The sequence below is a fragment of the Bacillus sp. NTK074B genome (genome assembly GCF_017303375.1).
Lineage (GTDB): Bacteria > Bacillota > Bacilli > Bacillales > Bacillaceae_B > Rossellomorea.
The window spans coordinates 16,911-39,605 of the sequence record NZ_JAFKOH010000018.1; the positions used below are offsets into that span (position 1 = coordinate 16,911).

General features: G+C 39.0%; 25 protein-coding genes and 2 pseudogenes. All 27 read right to left on the reverse strand.

Going from position 1 to position 22,695, the window contains the following annotated elements:
• Positions 1–6: 6 nt before the first annotated feature.
• On the reverse strand, positions 7–636 hold the full coding sequence (locus JI667_RS20080) for a hypothetical protein (protein WP_206858123.1): 630 nt from the start codon (positions 634–636) through the stop codon (positions 7–9).
• A gap of 18 nt (positions 637–654) precedes the next feature.
• The gene (locus JI667_RS20085) at positions 655–1,263 is read right to left on the reverse strand and encodes a hypothetical protein (protein WP_206858124.1); all 609 of its coding nucleotides are present in this window, start codon (positions 1,261–1,263) and stop codon (positions 655–657) included.
• A gap of 211 nt (positions 1,264–1,474) precedes the next feature.
• Positions 1,475–1,618, reverse strand: a complete 144-nt coding sequence (locus JI667_RS20090; protein WP_206858125.1) for a hypothetical protein — start codon at positions 1,616–1,618, stop codon at positions 1,475–1,477.
• A gap of 543 nt (positions 1,619–2,161) precedes the next feature.
• Positions 2,162–3,001: a hypothetical protein gene (locus JI667_RS20095; protein WP_206858126.1), complete on the reverse strand. Its 840-nt coding sequence runs from the start codon at positions 2,999–3,001 to the stop codon at positions 2,162–2,164.
• A gap of 417 nt (positions 3,002–3,418) precedes the next feature.
• Positions 3,419–4,246, reverse strand: a complete 828-nt coding sequence (locus tag JI667_RS20100) for a hypothetical protein (protein WP_206858127.1) — start codon at positions 4,244–4,246, stop codon at positions 3,419–3,421.
• 3 nt (positions 4,247–4,249) lie between these two features.
• Entirely contained in the window at positions 4,250–4,435 is a 186-nt protein-coding gene (locus JI667_RS20105) for a hypothetical protein (RefSeq protein WP_206858128.1), read from the reverse strand.
• A gap of 56 nt (positions 4,436–4,491) precedes the next feature.
• Entirely contained in the window at positions 4,492–4,809 is a 318-nt protein-coding gene (locus JI667_RS20110) for a pre-toxin TG domain-containing protein (RefSeq protein WP_206858131.1), read from the reverse strand.
• 263 nt (positions 4,810–5,072) lie between these two features.
• Positions 5,073–5,567, reverse strand: a complete 495-nt coding sequence (locus tag JI667_RS20115; RefSeq protein ID WP_206858132.1) for an SMI1/KNR4 family protein — start codon at positions 5,565–5,567, stop codon at positions 5,073–5,075.
• A 5-nt stretch (positions 5,568–5,572) separates the two neighbouring features.
• A pseudogene (locus JI667_RS24065) lies at positions 5,573–5,941 on the reverse strand (sugar-binding protein); the annotation flags it as partial.
• Between the two features lie 66 nt (positions 5,942–6,007).
• A pseudogene (locus tag JI667_RS24070) lies at positions 6,008–6,421 on the reverse strand (pre-toxin TG domain-containing protein); the annotation flags it as partial.
• Between the two features lie 432 nt (positions 6,422–6,853).
• Positions 6,854–7,486, reverse strand: coding sequence for a Yip1 family protein (locus tag JI667_RS20125; RefSeq protein WP_206858135.1), 633 nt, complete (start codon positions 7,484–7,486; stop codon positions 6,854–6,856).
• A gap of 143 nt (positions 7,487–7,629) precedes the next feature.
• The gene (locus JI667_RS20130) at positions 7,630–9,018 is read right to left on the reverse strand and encodes a VWA domain-containing protein (RefSeq protein WP_206858136.1); all 1,389 of its coding nucleotides are present in this window, start codon (positions 9,016–9,018) and stop codon (positions 7,630–7,632) included.
• Between the two features lie 90 nt (positions 9,019–9,108).
• On the reverse strand, positions 9,109–9,315 hold the full coding sequence (locus JI667_RS20135; RefSeq protein ID WP_206858137.1) for a hypothetical protein: 207 nt from the start codon (positions 9,313–9,315) through the stop codon (positions 9,109–9,111).
• Between the two features lie 20 nt (positions 9,316–9,335).
• A complete protein-coding gene (locus tag JI667_RS20140; protein ID WP_206858138.1) occupies positions 9,336–10,034 on the reverse strand; it encodes a Tad domain-containing protein in 699 nt (232 codons plus the stop codon).
• A complete protein-coding gene (locus JI667_RS20145; RefSeq protein WP_206858139.1) occupies positions 10,024–10,431 on the reverse strand; it encodes a TadE/TadG family type IV pilus assembly protein in 408 nt (135 codons plus the stop codon). Before JI667_RS20145 ends, JI667_RS20140 begins: the two co-directional genes overlap by 11 nt.
• A gap of 18 nt (positions 10,432–10,449) precedes the next feature.
• Complete coding sequence (locus tag JI667_RS20150) at positions 10,450–11,142, reverse strand: hypothetical protein (RefSeq protein WP_206858140.1); 693 nt, start codon at positions 11,140–11,142, stop codon at positions 10,450–10,452.
• Positions 11,143–11,153: 11 nt separating this feature from the next.
• The gene (locus JI667_RS20155) at positions 11,154–11,957 is read right to left on the reverse strand and encodes a hypothetical protein (RefSeq protein ID WP_206858142.1); all 804 of its coding nucleotides are present in this window, start codon (positions 11,955–11,957) and stop codon (positions 11,154–11,156) included.
• Between the two features lie 46 nt (positions 11,958–12,003).
• Positions 12,004–13,308: a hypothetical protein gene (locus JI667_RS20160; RefSeq protein WP_206858143.1), complete on the reverse strand. Its 1,305-nt coding sequence runs from the start codon at positions 13,306–13,308 to the stop codon at positions 12,004–12,006.
• 57 nt (positions 13,309–13,365) lie between these two features.
• On the reverse strand, positions 13,366–14,748 hold the full coding sequence (locus JI667_RS20165) for a VWA domain-containing protein (protein WP_206858145.1): 1,383 nt from the start codon (positions 14,746–14,748) through the stop codon (positions 13,366–13,368).
• A 99-nt stretch (positions 14,749–14,847) separates the two neighbouring features.
• On the reverse strand, positions 14,848–15,066 hold the full coding sequence (locus JI667_RS20170) for a hypothetical protein (protein ID WP_206858146.1): 219 nt from the start codon (positions 15,064–15,066) through the stop codon (positions 14,848–14,850).
• Positions 15,067–15,083: 17 nt separating this feature from the next.
• Entirely contained in the window at positions 15,084–16,025 is a 942-nt protein-coding gene (locus JI667_RS20175) for a type II secretion system F family protein (protein ID WP_206858147.1), read from the reverse strand.
• Positions 16,026–16,028: 3 nt separating this feature from the next.
• Positions 16,029–16,961: a type II secretion system F family protein gene (locus JI667_RS20180; RefSeq protein ID WP_244668408.1), complete on the reverse strand. Its 933-nt coding sequence runs from the start codon at positions 16,959–16,961 to the stop codon at positions 16,029–16,031.
• The gene (locus tag JI667_RS20185) at positions 16,930–18,315 is read right to left on the reverse strand and encodes a CpaF family protein (protein ID WP_206858148.1); all 1,386 of its coding nucleotides are present in this window, start codon (positions 18,313–18,315) and stop codon (positions 16,930–16,932) included. Before JI667_RS20185 ends, JI667_RS20180 begins: the two co-directional genes overlap by 32 nt.
• A gap of 26 nt (positions 18,316–18,341) precedes the next feature.
• Positions 18,342–19,490 (reverse strand): AAA family ATPase, encoded by a 1,149-nt coding sequence (locus tag JI667_RS20190; protein WP_206858149.1) that lies wholly within the window; start codon positions 19,488–19,490, stop codon positions 18,342–18,344.
• 28 nt (positions 19,491–19,518) lie between these two features.
• Positions 19,519–20,307 (reverse strand): Flp pilus assembly protein CpaB, encoded by a 789-nt coding sequence (gene cpaB / locus JI667_RS20195; protein WP_206858150.1) that lies wholly within the window; start codon positions 20,305–20,307, stop codon positions 19,519–19,521.
• A 647-nt stretch (positions 20,308–20,954) separates the two neighbouring features.
• Positions 20,955–22,142, reverse strand: coding sequence for an alanyl-tRNA editing protein (locus JI667_RS20200; protein WP_206858152.1), 1,188 nt, complete (start codon positions 22,140–22,142; stop codon positions 20,955–20,957).
• Between the two features lie 64 nt (positions 22,143–22,206).
• Positions 22,207–22,359, reverse strand: a complete 153-nt coding sequence (locus JI667_RS20205; RefSeq protein ID WP_206858153.1) for a hypothetical protein — start codon at positions 22,357–22,359, stop codon at positions 22,207–22,209.
• Between the last annotated feature and the right edge of the window lie 336 nt (positions 22,360–22,695).

Here is a 22,695-nt window from a genome sequence, read left to right on the forward strand (position 1 = left end):
GTTACTTCACTTCTCTAATTCCTCCATCCTCTCAGGAGTGATCAGAAGGATAGGAGCAATAAACAGGAAAAATAAGGCCCCAACATAAAGGAAAATCGCTATTGGCACAGCACTCGGTTTATCACTGGCCCTCACATTAGTGAATAAAATGAAACCAAACGTAATTATGAGAGGAACCGTCACCATATATACTCGCCCCAAAGCTGTTCGTGTTGGATTCTTTACTCCGGAAGCGATGTTCTCAGCAAAAAGATAAGGTACCGATGCCATAACGATAATAACCAGCAAACCCGCCCAAAAGACGATGGTTCCGGTAAACACCCTAAATAAAGGAATGGCAAAATAGATCGCCGTCGCTACCAGCATTACATAAGCGTTCAAGGAGAAATACCTTACGCTGTCACTTCGATTATATCTCCATAAAATAAAAGAAGTGATGCATGCAATGACGGCAATAGTCATGTTTAAACCAAATAAAAGCCAAGATCCGTCAGGTAGGACACTGCATAGGGCTCCCATCAAAATCAGAAGGAAAGCTAATCTATCAATCCTACTTTCTTTTAGAGGCACCTTCTTTTTGAAAGTCATTGTTTTCACCCATCCATTCTTCATAAAATTTATTCTCCATTCCAACATTGTCCTAATAACAGATTCTCATTGAAACTCTCTTCGAGTACTATGAATAAAAATAGTAAACCAAAGCCCGGAAAGATATAAAATGGAAGAAAAATAGTAGAGAGTGGCTTTATCGCCAAAGACAAATGAATAATATTCTGCCGCCTTAAAAAATCCTCCCCCTCCTGCAAGGAGAATGACGGCTAAACTCATTGAGTATACAAAAGAGACGACTTTATATTTACTGTTCTCACCTAAAACCTCTCCAGAAATGAATATCCTATGTTTATTCACCAAATAAGCTACTAAAATCCAAATTGCGATCAACACGATTTTCACTAAATATATTTCAAGAGCTCGGATGAGTGGAAATGTTAAGTAAAGAGAAAAAAGAGTGAATGCGTAATACCCGCCAATAGCAGAATAGACTCTTTTCTTCTTTTTATTTGGAATGCCTTTTTTGGTCGAAATTTTAGTCGTTTTCTTCTTTGACTTGGTTCGCCTTTTATGGAGCTGTAGTATCCATAAAAGGGGGAGGTATAACACAATGGCGACTGCCAACGTCATAGTTGAGTACTCAGGCACCAACACTGCAAACAAACCTGTACACCATGGTAATAGATATAAAGCGGAAACATTCTCTTTCATATGTGGTGGCTCCTTCGCTGAGTGATATAGGTTTTCACGACTAAACAAATACATTTAGGTAAAAAATTTCAAGACTAAAAAATTGAAGCAAGCACTCTCCAAATCAACATAAACATAGCAAAACTGATTCCAGCCATAATGGTTTTTTTGTTCTTTCCACCTTTCTTCTTTAAGTTTTTTAAGTAATACCATCAATTCTCCCTCACCTTCTTTATGCCAACTGGTATTTTTCTTTCCATTCTTTATAGAAGTATGTGACCCATATCACTAGCAAAGGAACGATTAATAGATTTAATAACATTTGAACCATGATCTGAGCTAATAATGATGTTGTAATGGAATAGATGAGATACATACTAATCCACCCAATTATAAGTTCAGTTAAACTAACAATAATGATGACAAATAGTAAAGAAAAAAATCTTTTCTTAGCAAAGTTAGTCGAAGGTTTTATTGATTTCCAAATCGATTTATTTTCTAGAATTGCTTCATACGGCGCTCCAAATAAAAAGACCAGGACAATTAAGCCAGGAAGAATAAATAATATTGTACCTATGGAAGTTAATAATGATAAACAAATTCCAAAGATAAAAAGAGAAAAGGCGTTGGTAATAAAAATATAATATATTTTTTTATATTTGATTTCAGATTCTTTCTCGTATTGGTTTACAAATTGAATAAATGGAACTTGTGCAATAACCATAAAGATAAATGTAAGAAAGATATAGTAGAAATCGGCAAGTGCTGATGTAAATTCATTAAAAACAAATGAATAGATAATCTTTAATAAAAACCAATTAATTACTAATAAAGGGAAAAGAATAGAGAGGGAGAGGAGGATGACACCCTCAATTTCTTAGTATATAATATCCAACTATTTCTTAACGATTTAATCATCTTACGCCTCCTGTACTGAAGGGTTTCTAACTCGCCTCTTAATAAAGTTCTCATCTAAAGCTTGATAAAAGTCCTTTTCATTTTTCTTAACAAATTTCTCTTCTAACTCTTGAAAGGTGAGTGTAATGTTTTCTTTGTAATCACCAAAACCTTTTAAAGAATGGTCTAATCTATTTTCTGAATCTTCACTCGCCATTAATTTAGTTTTTTTATAAAAGTTCTCCAACTCATTAGTAAAGAGCTTTTTTTTATCCATGTATGCAACTAATTCCCTTGATGAGCGAATTATTTCTTTCTGTTTGGATGCCTGGAGAAATTGATAGGCGTGTACTTTACCATATAACCCTTGAATATCATATAGTTGATCCTCAGTAAAAACATTAGTAGTTTCAATCTTCTTGATCATTCTTTTGAAATCGGAATATGTTTCCCTAATGTTTTTTAACGATCCTTCAAAATAATCGATTGCCTTTATCATTTTTTGTATAATTCCCTGTGCGTCAATAAAGCTTGAGTCCACCATGATTTTCTCATTTAATTCTTGACGATAACCTAAGTAGCTTGCAGTAAAATCAGTAGAAGCATAATCATTTACTTTAGATAGTTTATCTTTCATGTACTCTTCTAATAAGATGAATTTATAAAATACCATTTTCACATCTTCAAATGATAAATCGTATGGGGTATACACAAAACTCCCGTACAACTTTGAAGTTAACCTGTAAAAATGAGCCATTCTGTAAACATGATTACCCTTATGAAATTCATAAGGGCATATATCCACCTTTTCTAATAATTTTTTATGATTTTGAGCAATGTTAGATATGTCCAGTTTATTCATAAATCAGTCAACCTCCAATTCTATGAAAACCATCCTTTTACCGTGGACCAAGTCTTTTTGGCTTTATTGGCTATGCCTTTTCCGAGCTCTTTTACTGTTTTAACTGGATGTGTTATTGTATTTTTTATTGTACCCCAGTGTTTAAAAGCCGTGCCTCCTGAACATTACACTGCTCCTCCTGCAATTAAATCTCCACCCACTACCTGGCCTCCTGGAAAGGCGACCACTCCAGTACCGACGTTCATTAACAGGCTTCCTGAACTTTTAGCTAGATCTGCACCCGCTTTAACCCTTTCTCCCCCACTATCAGCATTAAACAGTTTCACAGTGTTTTAGTGAAATGGGGTCAGTCCCCCGTCACAATAACGCATTAGTATGTAGGGGAACTGACTCAAATTCGGATTTAAAGTACTCTCCTTAGTTTCTAATATGAGGTACAAGATTGGCTTCAAACATATAATAGGCTTCATCATTTTTTAATTTTCTAAATTTCTCTATGTCCTCATCTGTAAATGATAGCTCCATTGCATTACCAACCGAACGGTCTAAGACTCCTTTAATGAAATCTTCAAGAACTTTTTTTCTTTTTTCAGTATTTAACCTTTCTAAAGATTTTTTTAATTTTACAGAATTAGGTTGTTTTTTTACATTTTCTATAATCTTAGCAAGATCAGAAAGATTTTCAAGTTGCATCTTCTTCTCTTTAAACAATAAAACATGCCACTCAGTAAATAAATTAAACAGTCGGTTAAAGGAGTCTTCGTCTAATACTTTATTTTGTACCTGTACTTTTTTGGAAATTTGCGCTATTTCTTTTAAAATTGCTTCAAGTTTTTTATGGTTTTCGTAAATTGTTCTGGCCATATCTTTTAATAACTTTATTTCTTTATATAACAACATACCAGAATCTATAACTGGATAAACTTCTTTAACCTGGTCTTCGATTTTCCTCATCATTCCTACTGGTCTTTTTAAAGTTTCTTTCATGTGCTTATTTGCAAATCCTATCATATTGTTGTACCCATTTATTTGAAAAATAACTGGCTTTGCTTCGTCTAAGAGAGGTAGGTTACCGTTCTTCTCAATAACCATCGCTCCTGATACCTTACCAAATATAGGGTAAAACATAACATAATGGTATAATATACCATTATGTTGCACCACATAAGGTGAAATTTCTACATTTTCATTCCATGACTTTTTTTCTTTATATTTTCTTTTTATTTCACGTGGGAGAAATTGCATCTGTTAACCTCCAAAGAAAGTTTTTTTCGCCCAATCCCAAGCTTTTTTTCCTTGCTCTTTTATTGCTTTTACAGGTTTTGAATCTAGTACCGCATTTCCAATTTTAGTACTTCTAATAAATCCAGAAATTCTCTTACGATATTTGTAAGCAGTAGCTCCCAACCACATTGCTCCACCAACCACTGCCATCCCAGCACCAATAACCTGAGCGCCTGGAATAGCAGAAAAATGGGGTCAGTCCCCCGTCACAATAACGCATTAGTATGCAGGGGGACTGACCCCAAATTCATGCTTCCGGCTGCGATAATTCGTTCCATGCCTGAGACTTTTTGCTGGGTTTCCGGGTTGACGCCTGTCGCGAAGCTTTCAAAGTCTTCCATGTAATCTATGAGGATCTCACCCGAAGTGACATATTGATAGGCGTCTTTGACCGCTTGTTTGGAGAAGAGGTAGCTTCCGATGTTCTTCGTGTATTCCCATGTGGAGGATAAACCGCTTTTCACATCGTTCCAGGCGTTTTTGGAAAAGAGGTAGCGGGCTGTGCTTTTTGTATCCTTCCACATTCCTCCGTCCATGACATAGTGAAATTTGTCTATGGTGGATTGTTTGGCATCGCTGAAGTTAGCAATGGAGGAGATTCAACCTAGATCGGGTGCTGTCCTTTGTTGTATTACAGAGAAGTAAACCCTGTATCGTTGTCTCTATTCCCATTTTGAAATATGTGAATAGGTATATTTACTATCTTAATAAAGAGTGTTTTCTAGGTATTGGTTAGACCACAAAAAAACCTTGAAAGGCATGTTGCAATCAAGGTCACTTTTTATCTCTATATACCATCATATGCATCACCTATATAGGTGAAATCATTTCTTAGCCAATACCAATATTGCCCCTTATTTTTTATAAGTCGTTCAAGTAAATCAGTAAACGAAGTAGCTATTATCTGGGACTCACCTACAAGCCCATGGCGGTCAAAAAAACTATCGTAGCATCTACCTAGTCTATCTTCTTTGAGGTCAATCGTTAAGTAATCATCCGTTCCATCATTACCAATAATATACCAGTTAGATGAAATATCTTCTTCACATAATTCACCCACAATTATTGGATTTGCTAATACAAACTTATCAGGAGATACAATATAAATTGGATATTCCTCATTTTCAAATAGAACTAATCCCCCACAAAGACTATAAAACTCTTTTAAATCATTAGGTAAAATATGCTTTTCTTCATCAATAATGGGTATTCCAGAAGGCTCAAAGATACGACAATGTGGTAAAGTCTTTACTTGTGTGAGCAACTGCTTTATCTTTTCCATTAGCTTCACTCCCGATAATTATATTTATTAAAGGAATTATAATATTCTTGTCTGGCTGATTTGGGAACATTTGCAGCATCAAACATTCTTTCTGTAAGTTCTTGTATCTCCCTTGGAGAGACTGATTGCCAATCAATTTTGCCTCCAACCTTCTTACCTGTTTTTTCATATAACCATTCTCTATAAACAGCTTTTGTAGCAGCATGTTGTTCTTTTGTAAGTGCTACTGTTGGGGTATTCCCACCTCTACTTACATAGTTTGGAACATTATATTTAGCCCAAACATCCATAACAACATGATGATTTTCTAGAGGTGAATTACTAGGTCGATATGGTACTACATCGTTAGGTTTAACAGTTTTATCTTTACCCTTACCAGCCACATCCACCCCAGGCTTCTTCTTATCCTCCACCTTCGCCAACATCTTCGCCTTATCCGCTGCTTTCCCGACTTTATCTATTTTATCAAGAGCTTTAATCGGTTTGAAGACGATGCTTCCGGCTGCGATAATTCGTTCCATGCCGGAGACTTTTTGCTGGGTTTCCGGGTTGACGCCTGTCGCGAAGCTTTCAAAGTCTTCCATGTAATCCATGAGGATCTCACCCGAAGTGACATATTGATAGGCGTCTTTGACCGCTTGTTTGGAGAAAAGGTAACTCCCGATGTTCTTCGTGTATTCCCATGTGGAGGATAAACCGCTTTTCACATCGTTCCAGGCGTTTTTGGAAAAGAGGTAGCGGGCTGTGCTTTTTGTGTCCTTCCACATTCCTCCGTCCATGACATAATGAAATTTGTCTATGGTGGATTGTTTGGCATCTCTGAAGATGTCGCCAGAAGAGACGTAATCCCACATGGATTTGGTGCTGCTCTTTGTCCATTCCCATAGGCCGGTTGCGGTGTCTCCTATGCCGTTTCCGACACGCTTGAAGTAGTTTTCCCATTCTTGTGAGCTTGTGAGGAATTCCCATAAATCAGGATCAGTATATTGAAGGTTTTCAATGTCTTCTTCTTCCCATCCCCTATTTCCAAGCTCTTCAAGCAAGACCGGATCCAGGTCTTCTATATTTCCTTTCTCTGTTTCAGGTGATTCGCTTTCTACTTCTGATAAGTCCCCATCCCAAGGCGTTCCGTCCCAGGGATTTCCTTCCCATGGATTTCCCTTCCAAGGCTGTATGTCTGCAGATGTCGATAGTGGGAGAATCGTACTGAGTAGTAAAAGGGCTAGTAGAGAACTGATCCAACGTGTCAAGTTCTTACTCACAGTACCCACTCCTTCAATATTTTGTTACGAAACAAACACTAACAAGGCGATAAAGATTAACATGATCCCCCCTGGAAGGATTGCTGTACCAAGGGCTTTCCATGAAGAAAATTGGTGCGCTTCTGCAATTGCTTTAATGAGAATGACGATATACCAAATGGAGAGAACCATTTCTAGGATGGATGACACAATGATGATGCCGCCTTCTCCTGGACTGATCGGTGGGGGGAAAGCAGAAAATGCTCCCAGTTTAAAGACTTGAATGTCCGGAATCCACAAAAGAAGTGATAAGATGATTGGAATATTGGCCCATGCTGTGGCCTTTAGTACCTCCTTGAAGGTTGCGGTTCCACTGAAGATTTTGCCGATCCCCCAATATAACAACCCGGAGAGAACCCAGATTACTAGACCAAGAATTGGCCCAAGTAAAAGGGAAAAGAAGAAGATCCCTCCCACACTTGTATTCACCCGATCTGCGATATTAGCAGAAGACGCTGCATCCAAGACGGTGGACATCCCCGCTAAGCTGACCAGCAGAAAGACCCATGCAAACTTTTTGTTTTCTAATATGTAACGAATGGATATTCGGGGTTTCGTCCAGATCTTTACTAACGGATTGAATTTTTGGATTGATTTCACTTCGGTAGCTGTGTCCATATGAATCTCCTATCTACTATTATTTTTTAGTTTGTCAGAACCTGCGGAAATTGAGTTGCTTTTCTATTAACAGTTGATGGGTTCTGAATGTGATGTACACACCATCAAATCTTGGGCAGATAATTTTGTTACAAGAAGCTTAATTATTGAGTATTTATGTTGTACTTCTGTTCTAATGCTTTCATGGCATCTTTATAGCTTTTCTCGTTTATTGCTCTCAACTCTTTCTCGAATTCCTCAACTTCATCATATATCCACTCATGATACTCCCTGTTTTTCTCTGAGAGATATGTATTTGATTCTGTATCCATCTTCCCATGATCAGCGAGAATAGATAAGAATAAGTCTATTTGAGTTTTTTCTGTTGTTACCTTTACACTCTCTTGTGTGATGTAGCCAAATATGTCCAAGCTATTTTGGACCTCTTTAAGGTCAATAGACTGCTTACCTTTGCTTTTCCACTTTTCCCAAGCTTCAGCAACACTCTGTATCTTCTCAAGCTCTGACTTTAAACTTTCTTGGTCATCAACATTTTCATAAATACCCTCAGTGGCGTCAGCGATGTCTTTTAACTGCCTTTGACCATCGGCATCCACATTAAATCCAATAACATTAATAATGGGCTTTACATTAGAATCATATAGCTCTTTAGCAGCTGCTACGGGGTCTTGGTCACATGTTTCTATTCCATCGCTAACGAGATACACAATATTAGTATTGTTTTCACCTTTGAATGTAGATAGATCCTTCTTAGCCTCATTAAGTGCAAGCGTTATCGGTGTCCAGCCAGTAGGTTGAACTTGGTCTAAAGCAGATTGGAATTTTGAATCCTCTAAAGGCTCTATTGAATAAATCATTTCTGAACTATTACAAGATAGCTCCTTATCAGAATCTGCATTACTGCCCTTATGTCCGTATACCCTAAGTCCCATTTTGGTCCCTTCTGGCAAACTTTCAACGAACTTCTTAATTTCTTCTTTTGCAGCATTCATCTTTGTAGTGCCACCAACATCCTGTGCCATACTTCCAGAGGCATCCAGTATGATTTCTACATTTAGATTCTCTTTAAACTGATACCTGGTATCTTCCATTTCGGGATCCCCGAAAGACTGAAACTTCATTTGTTTGATTAAGCTTTCTGGACCTTTAAAATCCCTTTGAACTCTCTTTAACAATTCCTGATAATAATAATCCAACTCTTTCTTGGAAGGATTATTCTTAATATCAGGTAAATCCTTGAATCTATCAGCCACTTTATCTTTGTCTTCTTCAGTTAAGGTAGGTATTCTTTCGGAATCTTTCCCGGCGGGCAAATCTTCTAATTCTTGATATGTTGTTGGTAATGGAGAAACCTCTATTTCTTCATTTGAAGAAGTAGCAAGGGTTTCTTTTTTAGATGGATTATTATCATCATCTACCTTTTGGGAAGTGTTTTTTTGAGTAGTTTGATCCTCTTTGTTCTCGTTTCCACAACCTACCATAAAAATAGACAAAACGATTAAAATCTGTAAGATTACCTTCAAACGGTTCATGTCCACACCTCAAATATAAATCCTTTTATATGTTTGCAATAATTCTTACAAAACTATGTTCACTTCTAATAAAAAAGCCTGAAGTTCACTTCAAGCTCCTGTTCCTTCTTTCATCTGAATCTGATGAAGATGATTTTTTCTCATATAAGGTAATGCAGTCCCTACTACCACAGCGGTAATGGGCAAACCTCCATCACCCAGCAGCCATTCCAGTACTGAAACCGGGACAAATATCGCATAGAAGAAAATCATAAGGAATAAATAAAACCTTCTCCAGCGCTTTTCTTTTTTGGACATCTTCATTCCTCCTGTCATATTTACTCATTAAGGGACCGTTCTACCTCTTTATTTTGAAAGTTTGAAAGCTCTTCAATAAAGTCGACTTTGGGTCCAGCCGAGGTTTGAAACAGATCTTCCTTAATGTCTTGAAAAAAACCTTTAAAGGCGGTTCCTTCCATGGTGTTTGAAGCATGGACAAAAACTTGTCCGTCTTTAATCGTTAGAGTGGCATCTGTTAAATTCCCATCGTTTTGTATGATGGTCGATTTAGCTTGAGATACCATGTCAGGTAAGGTTTGTTGGTAAATTTCTTCTCCCAAAATATCATCCAGTTTATCCTTACCTAATCCATGACGTAATTCCTCTGTCAAAACAATGTCCGTGGCTTCCAGCTTGATCTCATTTTCCGAATAATCATTGTACCCGGCATCAGATCTTAATTGTATTTCTTTTTTTTCAATTTTCTCTTCTATTGATTCAGGATGAGAATCCACTACTCCGATAATTTCTTTACTCTCATATTTCTCAATCGCCTCATCCAATTGATCATAAAGAACGGACGTGGCCGCTAAGCTTGCCTGCTGTGCGGTTGTATTCGCTTCTTCCTTCACCGCAAATATTTTTGAAAGATTAAATACAAACACAAACAGGACCATCATAATACTCAGTAACCCTATCATAAACAGTGCTGCATTCCCTCGTTCTTCCTGAAGATATGCTTTTACTCTAGCTCTCATTTTTTATCACCTTACCAGAGGCAGTAGAGGTAAACGAAATAGACGGAATTGTCCCCCCAGGGAAGATCTTCTTCGGAAGAAACACTAAATCAATCTCCACATCAACACTCGTGGTAAAATCCTTATTAGCCATACCTGACGCTCCCGAAAAGGATAAATACGATCCCCCGGCATTGACGATTTTTTTCGCAGCCTCCGTCGCCTCAACCGAATCTTCAGTAATCGAATATACCTTGGCAGCTTCATTTGCGGCCGATTGAGCAACCACGACGGCTTGTACGCTCACGATAAGCTGCCAGGCAATCATAACGACAAGCAGGATAAAGGGGAGGATCCCCAAGAACTCAATAGTGGAGGAACCTTCTTCACTTTTTAATTTTTCTTTTAGCTTAAACATAACCTTCTCACATCCTCACTACACAAGTTTACGTAATCCTGCTCTCCACTTTAATGTGTAGGTTGTTAATAGCACTAAAAAAACAGGGTAGAATATCATATTGGTAATCATTTGCACGCCTGCTATCGCCGCGTATGAAGAAGTAATATTTAAAATAAGCCCATTTAGAACAATTCCTACTACCATCTCTATGATTCCCCATAGTAATAGCAGCATAATAATCTTAATGAACTTCTTTTTGAACAATAGACCTGCTTCTTTAATAGACTTCCACACCGATTTGTTGTCTACTATTGCAATGATTGGAGCCGTGATGAACACAGCCATAATCACAATCCCCGGAATAATGAAAAATGCAAAACCTATTATTGATAGAATGCTGATCAGACAAGCAAAGAGAAAAATAGGAAAGCCCTTTACTACAAAAGTATATAAAGCGTTTCGCAGAGAATTCTCCCTGCCTTCTAATTCGTTGAACGTATATTTCACAAATGGGATTTGAGCGTAAATGAATAACAGAATGGTAAACAGAGCATAATATATATCCGCTACAGAATAGATTGTTCCTACGTTGGGTGTAACAGCGTAGATATAATTCGTAATAAGAGAATGCAATAACAATAACGGTAATTGCACACATAGAATGATTACTAAAATCTTCTCAAACCTTTCCCCGATAAATGAGAAAGTGTGTCTTATTGGTTTATCCATATTATCTCACCTCAGGGTTTTGGGTAGCGTAGATCTTGTTTGTAGCGTGGGAGTTTAGCTTTTCCAATTTTCCTCATGTCGTTTGAAATTATCTCCACTTGTTCATGTGCTGGTAAGTGAGCAATTTCTTTTTCAGGTCCAAAATCTTTAATGCTCCTCTTTGTTTCATCTATATTATTTGAAATTTCTTTTAAGACTGTCTGATCATATTCTGATAGTTTTTGAACCAGATTCAATCTCTTCATTTCTTTATACATATTCCTTAAGTCATTAAAAGACTCAATTAATGTTTTACCTTGAAGATACTGAAGTCTATTTACATGAGACATAGCTTCAATTACTTTACTCTCTTCTTGTTCATCTAAGGTATTATGAACCAATATATGATTATCGTAATGGTCGGTATAGGTTTTTATTTTTAGTTGTAATTCTACTAAAAGGTTTTCTAATTCACTTATCTTTTCTCTACCTTTACTTAAATCATCATTCTGGTTACTCTTTAAATAATCATCTAAAACAGTATATATATTTCTAAATGACTCTGGGGAGAGATTCATTTTTGCTTTTTCAATTTCAAAAAATTTATTTACATATGCAGTGAACAAAATGAGCTTTTCAAAAGCCTTAATTGCATCATCTTCAACATATTCCCCTTCAGAAATTACTGTGTACCCCTTTAATTTATTTCCCCTTTCATAAATTGCCAGATAATAATCTACATTATTAATCTCATAACTGAATGGGTTAATGAGTACTTTATTTTCTAAAAATTTCTTGTGCTTATTTGCTTGTTTTTTCAAGATTTCAAAATTCATTTATGTGGCTCCTAACTATTCAAGGGGGACTAGCCCCCCTATTTAATTAACTAAACCATCCTTTAACTTTTGATATTCCTTTTCCAATGGCTTTAGCAGTGTTTTTCACTGGGTCTTTTGCGAATTTTTTTATACCACTCCAATTGTCGGCCACAAGCTTGGTTAACTTAGAAGCTCCCCAAATAGCTGCACCACCGGCAATCATTACTGCCCCAGCTGCTTGGCCACCCGGAAAGGCAGCAGTTACTACTCCTGCGTTCATTAGTAAATCACCAAGGTTACTTGATGCCTCTGCAACAGCTGATACTTTCTTATTTCCGGCTACATCTGAATTTAATACATCATATGCTTTAGCACCATTAAAACCAAGCTCAAATGCTGAATAACCTGCACCCACCGCAGCTGTGGCAAAGTTAAATTTGGATATTGACCCTACCTTTGATAATCCCGAAAGTAAATCACTAGCATTGTCAGTGGCCGTCAATACTCCTCGAGCTCCACTTTGAGCGTCATCTAAATTTCTAACGGTCTTTAAAATTTGGTAGTCTTTTATTGCACCAACTGCATCTATTGTTTTTAAAGTCCCATCATGAATATCGGCTATTCCATTCACGAATCCTGGCGTTTTATCCCCTAAACCAACTTTTACTCCATTAAGAACTAAAGAAGAAAAGAATGTACCATTTGGTCTATATCCATTGGGATTAGCTTCAAAATCAAAGTTCATAAATTCACTTATCATATTCACTTGTCCGCCAACGACATCATTACTTAAGTATTTGGCTACCTCATACCCCATCGGAAGTTTAATATCCGTTGGATCACCAGTAAATGAGCTAGCCGTTTCCCCTCCACGAGGATTTGTTGGGTCCCCTTCAAATGATCGGCCATTTGTGCCATTTCCATCAAAGGGATTACCGTTCGTATCATAGCCTACAAACGGGTTTCCATTCGTTCCATTACCGTTAAAAGGATTCCCGTCCGTTCCATTACCCTGGAACCCGTTGGGCGTCCAACCGTTCATTACCCAAGGATCCATATACCAGGGCGCGTTGGACCAATCAAACCCTTCCCAGGATTGTCCATTCGTTCCTTGGCCATTTGTTCCCTGACCTTCAGTACCGTTACCTTCCCAATCATTTCCCTGTGTTGACTTACCTTCCCAAGGGTTACCTTCCCACTTTAATTGCTGGGGGTCCCACGGGCTTCCTTCCCAAGAATCACCTGTCCATGGATTACCATTCCACGGTTTGATGGTGGCACTTGCATATATAGGCAAGGAAAATGATTGGAAAAGAACGATGAGTAGAGCCAACATTACAAAAACCTTTTTGGTCAGTCTTTCCATCATCGTTCCATTTCCTTTCTATGATTAAGGTTTTATGCTTTACTCATCGATGTATAATTTCTAATTCGTATTCATGTTGTATTTTTCGTTAATTTCTTTTTTCAAATCATCAATATTTTTATCTCTGCTCATTTCCAGATCTTCTTTTATTTTCTTTTCGGACTCGTCGACTATATCTTTTGCCTTATTTTTTCGTTCCATAAGTTCTTTCTTTTGTTCAATAGTAATCACATCTTCTAAAGATAGATCAGCAATGATCCCATATAAATTATTATTTTGGATGTCTGCCATTAATGAATAATCATTTGTATAGCTTAGGATGTCAAAGTTTGCGTCTACTTTTTTGGCATCAGCATCATTGAGTGCGTCATCTTTCCAATCTTCCCAACTCTCTAAAACATCCTTTGCACGATCAAATTCTTCTTCTAATTGCTTAGCATTGGTCACTGTTGTATAAACCCCGTTTGTGTTATCAGCCAGAGATTTCAATTGCTTTTGGGCAGCGCTATCCACATTAAATCCGATGACATTGACAATTGGTTTAATGTTAGAGTCCGCAAAGGTTTTAGCATATTCAACAGGATTTCCGTCACAAGTCTCGATCCCATCACTTACAAGATAAATTAGATTCGTATTATCCTTTGAATCATATTTGCTGAACGCTTCTTTGGAAGCCTTCAATGCCCCTTCAATAGGAGTCCAGCCACTCGGTTCAAAACTGTTTAATGCTTTATCAAATTGCTCTTTATTATACTTATCAAACCCATATACCTGTTCCACACTGGAGCAGCTCATTTTTTTGTCTTGATCCGATCCAGATCCTTTATGTCCATAGACCCTTAGAGATACGTTGGCTTCTTCAGGAGCGGTTGACAGGAAGTCATTAATGGCTTGTTTTGCAAGGTCCATTTGAGTTTTACCTTCCACATCATTCTTCATGCTCCCACTTGAATCCAATATTATTTCAATATTGTAATTGTCTTTAAATTGATATCTTTCATCGGTAGTATTGGGAGTACCTGACATGCTGTATTCCCACTTCTTCACAAGGTCTTGGGGGTCAGGGAAATCAACCGCTGCTAATGAATATAGATACTTAAAATATTGATCGTACTCTTCCTCACTTGGATCCTCACTTAGTGATGGAGCACTTTTCACCTCTTTAAACAAGGTAGGTTCGAACTCTTCACTCCTAATGGGTTCTCCAACAAATTTTCCTGGTAATTGGCTAATAACTTCTTCTGCTGAATTAGGTACCTCAGGAATACTACTGTAAAAACTTTCAGCCTCTTCTTCGTTATTCTCTTTGTTCGACGTCTTTTTTTCTTTGTTATCCTTTTGCTCTACTTTACTTTGGCTGGAAGGTTTCTCATTCTGCTTCTCGCTATTACACCCTGACAATACAACTGCTAGCGCGAGCAGAATAAAGAGGTGCTTTCTCATGCATATCCCCCTTGATGAAAATCACTATATTTTTTGGATATTCATTGAAATTCTTATGCTTGGTGGTTAACCTTATTCATCTATCCAATTGAAGAGGAATTAATTTCCTCCAATTGAATCGATCATTCCTGAAATTTTCTCTACTACAGCGTCCCCGATTGTCGTATCATTCGCAAATGCCTGTGAAATAACCCCAACCAAAATAACAATGACCGCTGCGATTCCAATCCATTCTAACGTTTGGGATCCTCTTTCATTACGTACCATTTCATCCAAATTGATTGAGCATTTTGTGTAAAGTTCTGTTAGTTTTTTCATGATTAATTTCCTCCATTTTAAAAGTTATTAAATAGTTTAATGATGCTGTTCTCCCCGTATATTAAATTCAGTAACATCAGCCCGGCAATCATAAGTATGGATACCGGCGCCACTACAAATGTGGTGACGAGTGTTACTTTCGGGGAAGCTTTAGCTGCAAGTTCTTTTACTTGTTCTTCTCTGAACTGTCTCATGTCTTCCGCTTGGACTTTGAAGGTCGTAGCGATTGGGACACCGAGCTTCAAGCCTTGCATCAGGGCCTTGATGAGACTTTGGAATTCAGGATTATCGTTTCTTTCCAGTAAATTGCGATAGGCGGTTTCTCTTTGTACCCCCAGGTCGATTTCATGATTGAATCGTGAGAACTCTTCCCTGAGAGGACCGTCAAAGAACCGTATCACCTCCCTTAAAGCTTGGTCTAAGCTGACACCTGCCTGCAGGCTGGTGCTGATGGTATCTAAAAAATCGGGTAAATCATGCCTCAATGCTTCTTGTCGCTTTTTTGCCTGATTTCTCACCAGGACGATCGGCAGGAAATAGCCAATCACCGGATTGAGAATCAATGCATATTGAGAGAATGGTAGACCAATCACTAGGGATAGGACCCCTGAGATAAACCCGATCAATAGTAAAACAATTTTCATTCCCTGAAATCTTTCAACGGTTAATCCGTATCTATTACCGGATTTTCGCAGCCAGTCTTTGACATCGTGATTTTCACTGAAGAAATTGATTCGTTGTCCAATATCTGAGAATTCATCTGCATATTTGGTTAACTTTTGAACCATGCTGGTTTTGTTTTTCTTTTTTGACTTCTTTTCAAAAGCACTTACTTCCGTCATATCTGATATATGCTCTAGTAACATACGCTTTTCTTTCAGGTAGACTGAATAATGGCGTATCGCTATGACAAACGTGATCCAGAAAACAATGATTGATAAAATAATTATGGCATCCATAGGCTACACCTTTATATTCGTTATTTTTCTGATTAGGAAGAAAGAGAGTACGATCCCTGAAAGAAAGAGGACCAGGATGATCATGCCCGGTACTGTTCTCAAAGAATCAGTAAACCCTTCAATGATATTGTTCATCATCAACACGATAAAGATCGGCATGGCTGGAACAAGGATGGAAATATACCGTTGTTCGGAGGTCATCGTTTTAATGGTTTGATTCAACACTTTACGGTCTTCCAGGGTGTTGGACATAGAGTCCAATGTTGTCGCCAAGTTTCCTCCCGTTTTCTTCTGAATAAGGATGGTCGCGATGAACAGTTGAAACTCCCTGGATTTATTTCGCTGCTGGATGGACCTTAATGCCACTTCAAGAGGTACTCCGAGTTTGAGTTCATTCGCTAGCCTCTTAAACTCTTCTCCCGCTGGAGCACTTACCTCCCGCGCCACCATTTCAATTCCTTGATTGATTGTGAGTCCCGACCTGGCACCGTTACCGAGTAATCGGCAGATGTCGGCAAGCTGACTGTTGAAACGTTCTTCATACTTATTCTTTCTTAAGTAGAATAATAGAAAGTGGGAAGCGAGAAGAATTCCAGGAATCAGTAGGAGTACTAGATTCAAAGGCAACTTGAAAATATTGAATAACAGGACCAGGAGCACCAAGGCACCTAATATATGAACCCCTAAATATTCAGATGGGAGGAGGGCGATATTTGAGCTTTGCAGCTTTAACGCCAACGGCTTTGCCGTCTCAGATTGATCAAACTTATCTCCTACCACACTGATGGAGCTCTTTCGCTTTTGCTCCGGGTACCACGTGCTGACCTTCTGCTTCCATTCTTTCTTCTGATTCCGGTAGCCCAGAAGGAAGTATAGTCCCCAGAGCAGGAAGAGGACAGCTAAACTATAAAGAATAGATACCGTCATTAGCGGCATGGGTTACTCCCTCCTTCGGCTCAAACAGGCTATCATCAATTTCAACACCATGGATCTTCAGACGGTTCAAGCATCTCGGGCGAATACCTGTCGGGACGAATTCTCCTACGACTTCACCATTTTTACCAATTCCGGTTCTTTCAAATATGAAAATATCCTGCACTTCGATTTTGTTATGATCATTTACATATACTTCTGAGATGTTCATGATTTTCCTTGATCCATCAGATAATCTTTCCGCCTGCACAATGAAATCGAGTGCTCCTACAATGTATTCCCGGATGATATGGGTTGGGAGATCCATCCCGGCCATTACGACCATTCCTTCTACACGGCTGATTGCATCTGAAGGGGAGTTGGCGTGGACGGTCGTAATCGATCCTTCATGACCAGTATTCATCGCTTGTAACATATCGAATGCCTCTGAACCCCTGACTTCTCCTACAATGATTCGGTCGGGACGCATACGGAGGGCATTCTTGACTAACTGCCGGATTGTGACCTCTCCTGAACCCTCAACGTTTGAAGGTCTTGCTTCCATACCGACCACACTGGACCGATTCAAGCGTAACTCAGCAGAATCCTCTATGGTTATCACGCGTTCTTTTAAAGGAATGGACTTGGCCATGGCGTTTAATAGGGTTGTCTTCCCGCTCCCGGTTCCTCCGGAGACAAGGATATTCATTTTTGCTTGGACAATTGCCTCAAGGAAGAATGCCATCTCATTCGTAAAGGTGTTGTAATTCATGAGGTCTTCCATTTCAAATGGCGTTTTCTTGAATTTCCGGATAGAAATAAGAGTCCCATTCAAACTAATCGGTGGAATGACGGCATTTACACGGCTTCCATCCGGTAAGCGGGCATCGACCATTGGAGAGCTTTCATCAATCCGTCTTCCGAGTGGAGCAACAACACGGTCAATAATGTGTCGTACATGCTCTTCGTCTTTAAATGTGATGTTCGACTTCTGTAGTTGACCATTTTTTTCTATAAATACCTCTGATGGGCCGTTCACCAGGATTTCGGTGATGGATTCGTCCTTTAGCAATGCTTCCAGTGGACCGAATCCTACACTTTCATCGATCAAGCGGGAGAGCATCGATTCTTTTTCATGACTTGGAATAACTACCTTTTCTTCCGCCATGAATTGATTAATGAGCCTTTCAATCGACAGCCTTCTCTCACCATCTCGTAAACTCGTCAATTCATCTAAATTGGTTTCAGTCAATAATCTTGCTTTATAGTGTTCAATCAGCTCATCTATATAAGGATTGGATGAGCTTGATGGTACATTTTCTTCATATTCATACTTCTTATCCGCTTTTCTTTCGGGGTTTCGTTGAAAGAGTGACATCGTTCCACCTCCCTCTGTTCAAATGTTTATTTCAACATAGAAGTAACCCACTTCTGAATATCTTTAGCAGGTGCTACTAATTTCTTCTCTTTGATCTCTTTACGTAATGGCTGTCCCTGGTTAATGGCGGCCTGGACTCCTTTAATATCACGTCTGATCTCAGCAGAAACAGGAAGGTCCACAAATCGCTCCAGATCCTTTTTCGTCAACTCATTTTCCCTGCCTGCAAGATTCACTATCAGCTCCATGTTCTCCAAAGTTTGAGGTCCGAGTCGCTTTAAAAGATCCTCTACATGTTTCAGAACTCGAATCGCTGGGGTATCCAGGGTCATGACGTAATAGATTCGATCTGCCTCCTCTAGTGCCGTGTAAGTTTTCACATCAAGGCTTGAAGGTAGGTCTATGATGATAAAGTCATAACATCGTTTGCAGGCTCTCAATAACCTGATAACAAATTCTTCGTCTATCTTTTCTGCCATTTCTGCATCCCTTGGGCTGACTAACACTTCGAGTTTTGAAAATGGCTCACTTTCAGAAATATTCTTAATGTGATGTTCATTCAATTCATTGATAACCGGCTGCAAATCAATCAGCGACCGATTGCTTTCAATTCCTAAGTACGTTTCGGAACCGCCGTACTGCAAATTAAAGTCGATGTGAATGACCTGTGCAGTCGATTCAAGCTTTAAGGTTTGAGCAAAGGCGGTGCTTAAGAGTGTTTTCCCCACTCCGCCCTTCCCGCTGTAAAAAGAAAAGATCTGTCCTTTTCCCCGCTTATACGTCCCTGAAGAAACAGCCGTTTCTGATCGTGATTGGTACTGTTGTAAAATATGGCTGACCCGTTCTCGAAGTGATTTCTCTTCGTCGGGTAAAATGATGAAATCCTCAGCGCCTGCTCTTGTCATTTCTCTAAGTAGCTCAAAATCTTGTTCAGTATGTACATATAGAGCCGAGGCGTTGGGGAAATCCCGATAGAGTTCTTTGATCATAGATCCCGTTGTACTGTTTTCTCCTGTATAAAAGATCACGACACCAGGCTCATACTTTCTTAATTCTGTGGCCCAGGAATTTTCAGGGATCTGAATCACTTCATAAGTGGTATTCAAGCCTTCTATTAAATGTTGACTTAACTCATTCTCTTCTCCGATGAGGAAGATCTGATATTCCTTACTCATAAGGTCCCTCCGTTATCTATATCACTCACTATTGTTGTTTAGGTTTCTCTTCAGGCTTTGAAGGTTTCTGCTCTTCTTTGGGTTTTTGTTCTTCTTTTGGCTTTTCTTCTTTTTTAGGCTCTTCTGCTGGTTTCTTTTGTTCTGCCGGTTTCGCTTCAGCAGGAGGATTTTCCTTTTCTGTATCTGCAGCCTTTTCTTTTGCTTCTTGCTTACCGACATTTGCTTTAATGACCCTTAAGCTGTCTGCGTAATTCTGCATATGAATCAGTTCAGGTGCTTTGTCGATAGACACTTCCAATTGAACACCTTTGAATTTATTATCCTTCTTTGCCGTCCTTGCAACCTTCACGTCCTTCATGAATACACTCGTCTCTTCTTTCCCGTTAAATCGATGAGAGACTATGATATCCACCCGGTCCAGTGCTTCCAATGGTTCATCAAAGAAAACCCGCTCATTTTGCATCAATGTGATCAGTCGATTATTTTCATCCACAACGGAGGAAGCTTCCTTCAGGATATTCTTTGTGATGACATCCCCTTCAGATAAGGGAACGACAGAGACTTTATTCACTAGTTCATCTACATTTGTAATATGGTAGCTTTTTAAAAACTTCTTTGGGATTTCATCGGTCATCACATTCTCTGGCGTAATGAGGGAGCGTGATGAAATCTCTTTGCTCGCTACATAGATTTTGACGCTTGTTCCTAAGTTTGTATTCAATGCTTGTACTTTCTTAAGAACAAGGAACCCTGCTGTAGCGGCTAATAACACGGATAATACTATAAAAATAATCGCTTTTCTCTTTGACTCAAGCATCCTGTGCGTTCCTTCCTTTCACTCGACAGATGGTCATATGTTTTCGGTACCATCCAAAGCTGATGTCTTTGTTTTCTATCTGGTTTGCATGGTAAATACATTTTGGTGTGTGCTTATATGAAGAATACTCCCCCCACTTCTAGTTGTATCTACGAACCAAAAGACAAAACAATGTCACATTCCCCTCAAAATGATCCGTTAGTATGAGTTTTGAAGAAAATGGAATTAATTCTATCCTTATTTACCACGAATTTCATGTTTAAAAACTCTTCATTGTAAAATACTGATACTTTTTTTCTATACTATAATTATCACTGGTAACCGGGGACGTCAATCCGACAAAGTTTTTGTCGGATTTTGTCTGTTAGTATTGAACTATTTTATTAATTTTTCCATAGCCAAAAGTAGGTATTATGTAGAGCTACGAAAGGTTTATTTCCGTTTTTTCAACAGTTCATTTGAAGTCTATAGTGGTAATTATTAGGTGTTTTATTACAAGTATTAAAATTGGTAGGTAATTGGAATCATTTGTGGATGAAGTGTGACTGAATCCCATCATTTTTATATTGAACGAATTTTCCAAATTCAAGTAGCATCATATTATTGAAAAAAGCCATCCGGTCACGCCGGATGGCTCTTCTTGTTCTTTATAATTCGTTCACCAGTTGATCAAGGAGTTCTTCCTTAGTGATAACCGCTTCACCACCGCCTTGAACAAACGATTCTTTCCCGCCGCCTTTTCCATTGATGAGCGGGAATACTTTTTGTGCTACTTCTCTTAGGTTAATGGTTGGTAACGACCCCTTTACCGCTACGAGCTGAAGCTTTTGATCATTATGCACGACCAGCATCACAATCGCATCTTCTCTCTTAGAGACGATATGCTGGGCGATCTTCTGGAGTTCCTGGATCGGCCGTTCACTGTAAGCTTTTTGAATGAGCGTATAGTCATCTTTTTGAATTCCGAGTAATCCTTCCGCTTCATATGACAGCAGGACTTCTTTCAATTCTTCGAGTGCTTTTTCCTGCTCTTTCTGTTTGGCGATCAGCTGCTCGGCTGTCGGCACCATCGTTTCTTCTGGTACCTGGAGTACACTTGTGAGCTCTTTCAGCAGTACATGCTTCCGGTGAAGTTGATAGAGGACCCTGTCACCGCAGATAAATTGCAGGCGGATATGGCCTTTGTGCTTTTCCCAATCAAGGATCTTGATGGCTCCGACTTCGCTCGTGGAACGTGGATGGGTTCCGCCGCAACCGTTATAGTCGAAGTCCGGGATGATGACGAGGCGGATTTCTCCTGTGACGGATGGCTGTTTGCGCAATGGATAACTGGACAGTTCCGTTTCCGTCACCCACTTCGTCTCGATTGGACGAGCTTCCCTGATGATTTGGTTGGCGAGTTCTTCTGCTTTCAGTGCATCCGACTCGCTTATATCACTTACGTTTAAGTCGATGGTGAGGAACTCTTTCCCGAGATGAAAGCTGGTCGTCTCGTATTGAAGCGCTTCTGCAAACGCGGCGGACAGGATATGCTGACCGGCGTGCTGCTGCATATGATCGAATCGGCGTTGCCAATCGACCTGTCCTTCGATAACACCTGAAACATCATCAAACGGTTCTTCTATGTAATGACGGATCTCTCCGTTCACTTCTTCCACATTGATCATCCGCTTATCCTGTAATGTACCCGTATCATGGGGCTGGCCGCCGCCTGTTGGATAGAAAGCCGTCTCTTCTAATACGACGTACCAGCCTGACTCATCCTGCTGCTGCTCCTGAATGGATGTTTCAAAGCTTCTCATATAGGCATCTTGATAGTATTGTTTGACTGTCATCGGTAACCCTCTTTCTGAACTGTTCTATCCATACTTTATCATAAGAAGGATGGATGGAACCACGTCAGTCCCTTGGCTTCTGCTCAATCGATATCGACACCGTCCCGACCTGCTCCCACGGAATGTTCCATCGTCTTTCGAATTCTTCCTTTGCCACTTCGTCTCCTTCAATGACCCGTTCTACCAGTGTCCTGAGTTTCATCGTTGTGTAGATCACATTATCACCTGCTTTTGTATAGTTAAAAAGTAGAAGTCACACGTAGTATACGTAAATCGTATTAGCATGGATGTGTTTTTATCGTACTTTTTGCCTATTTGGTGAGTTTGTAAACGTTTGGGCTCTCTTATAGGGAAAAAAGTGGTCACTCCGGCCACTAAATAGCAGGATTGATATGTCATTCGATTAGTATAAAGCGTTTTTCCAGCAACGGGTATAGGTTTGTGTACCTCACATAGTCTAACATCAGTTTTTATTTTCAAAAACGAACCTTTTATTTTCAAAACCTAAAACTTATTTTCAAATCCAAGTTTTCTCATAAAAAAAGAAGCCCCC